General features: G+C 62.5%; 1 protein-coding gene. It reads left to right on the top strand.

What is annotated here, in order from left to right; translation table 11 throughout:
* The first annotated feature begins 261 nt into the window (after positions 1–261).
* Positions 262–1,935: a bluetail domain-containing putative surface protein gene (locus PMI14_RS06745; RefSeq protein WP_007851766.1), complete on the top strand. Its 1,674-nt coding sequence runs from the start codon at positions 262–264 to the stop codon at positions 1,933–1,935.
* The last annotated feature ends 177 nt before the right edge of the window (positions 1,936–2,112 follow it).

The following is a 2,112-nucleotide window of genomic DNA, read 5'->3' as shown; positions in this document are numbered from 1 at the left end:
GGGCAAGGGCAACGTGGGCATCGTGGCCATGCAACTGGGCGAGATACTGTCTGGCCTTGAGCAGGCCACGGGCGATATGGCCGTGAACAAGGCCGCGGCGGTGGCGTGGAATGCCGCGATGTTCGGTCATTCAGTGCGGCCCTTGGGGCCGCCCATACCGTGCGGGTATCCAAAAGTTTCTTTGTGACCCCAGGCACACCCTTCTGATGGTGGCCGGCTTAAGCTTGCCGCATCAACAACCACTGCACGGAGGAGGGTCCGATGCCGTCACAAATTTCAGGTGCGTATGCAGATGTCTCGACCTTGTTTCGAGTTTTCTATGACGCCTCGCCCAGCCAAAACACCTACACATACTACATTGAGGCGATCAACTCCACGGGAGTCAGTGCGGTGGCTCGGGCATTCACTGGCCAGTTCCAGGACCAGACCGAGGGCCAGTTGTCCACCATGCTGCTGGCCCGGTTCGGTCTGCTGCCCAACGCCCCGCTGCGGGCCGAACTGACTAACTATATGACCACGGTCGGCAAGGCCAATGCCGGCATCGTCGCCCTGCAACTGAGCCAGATACTTTCGGGCCTGGAAAACGCCACGGGCGACCTGGCCGTCTATGCGCCTGCCGCCGTGCGCTGGAACAACGAATTGGCAGCCTCTCATCTCTATTCCAGCGACCCCGCGACCAACCGAGGGCCCGATCAGATGTATGTACCGGGCGTGGGCGTCACTCTGTCCCTGACCGATGGCAATGACGTGCTGTCCCCTGAAGCGACGCAACGCCAGTTTCAGACCACGGGCAACCACGACACCATCCTGGCCCTGGTGCCAGGCCAGTTGGCGAGCGCCGATGCGATTGAAGACCCCGCGCGCATTGACCTGGACGTGCTGAAGGCTGGGTTGGCTGGCGGCGAACGGGTCACCCCCGCGTTGCGCTACATCGAAAAGGTGGTCATTACAGCGGGCGCTGCCGCACAGTTCGATGCAAGCCGCTCGGTGGGGACACTGGAGGCCTGGATTGATTCAGCTGCCGGTGCCGTCGGCTTCTCGGGGTTGGAGCTGCGCACTACCGTCGGCATTCAGAATTCCCTAGGGGGTGGCATCCTGACTGTCGGCTACAGGGATACATCCGGCGCTTCGGATACTGCCTACATTGCATTTGCCGACGCGACCGGCGCTGACGAGGTGGTCGTTGCAGGCGTCGAAAACATCAAGGTTCGGAGCGAAGCTGGCACCGTGGCGGAAACGACTGCCAACAGCGCCAGGATCACCGCCGCGTCGGCCGAGCAGATCGTCATCACCGGTGGCCAGGCCCTGAACACCACCGTGACCGGTGCCCATGTCGCAGTGATCGACGCCACCTACATGACCGGGGCTCTGGGCCTCACATTCGCCACGACGGGCCTGATGTCGGTGGGTATCGCCGGAGGCTCGGGCGCTGACAGGTTCATCATCAACGACGCTTCGGGTGCCCGTGTGGTCATCGAAGCGGGCGATGGCGCCGATACCGTCACCGTCGGTGCGGGCAACGCCCACCGGATTGCACTGGGCGGCGGTGCTGACGTGCTGAACATCACGGCTCTGGCGGGCGCTGCCGCACGCGACCTGGATATCGGCACGGCTGCCGCGCTGGGCCGCTGTGCGATCGAGGTGACTGACTTCGTGAGCGGGACCGATGTGATCCAGTTGACCAGTGCAACGCCTGCCTCCAAATCCGCTCCCAGCGCCGCACAGTTGGCCAGCATCACTGCCTCGTCCTCGCTGCTGGAAGCTGCGTCATTGGCCGCCACCACGGCCGGCGCCAACAAGGCCATTGCCTTCCGCTATGGCGCCGATACCTACATCCTCGTGAACGATGGCGCCGCTGCGCTGGGTGAAAACGACAGCCTGGTCAAGCTGACCGGTGTGGCCGCACTGGCCGATGCCTCATGGACCACGGTATGAGGGGCGACCCAAGCCATCCCGGCCATGCGATGTATTCATGTGATCGCCTGAATTTAGGCCTGCAGGCTTTGCTCCGCACTCTGGACATGTCTGCCTTTTTTGGAGCTTTTGATGGCAAAGACAATTTTCATTGAGCCTTACGTCATCACGACGACTCTGAACCGGGCGTTCAACGAC

This window comes from Acidovorax sp. CF316 (assembly GCF_000276605.1).
In the GTDB taxonomy this organism is placed as follows: domain Bacteria; phylum Pseudomonadota; class Gammaproteobacteria; order Burkholderiales; family Burkholderiaceae_C; genus Acidovorax.
Note: the sequence above shows the minus strand (reverse complement) of the source record. Positions and strands in the feature narration are given on the sequence as shown.

Excerpts from the sequence above, each read along its gene's own strand:
- PMI14_RS06745 (WP_007851766.1), top strand. The coding sequence starts at position 262 with ATGCCGTCACAAATTTCAGGTGCGTATGCAGATGTCTCGACCTTGTTT.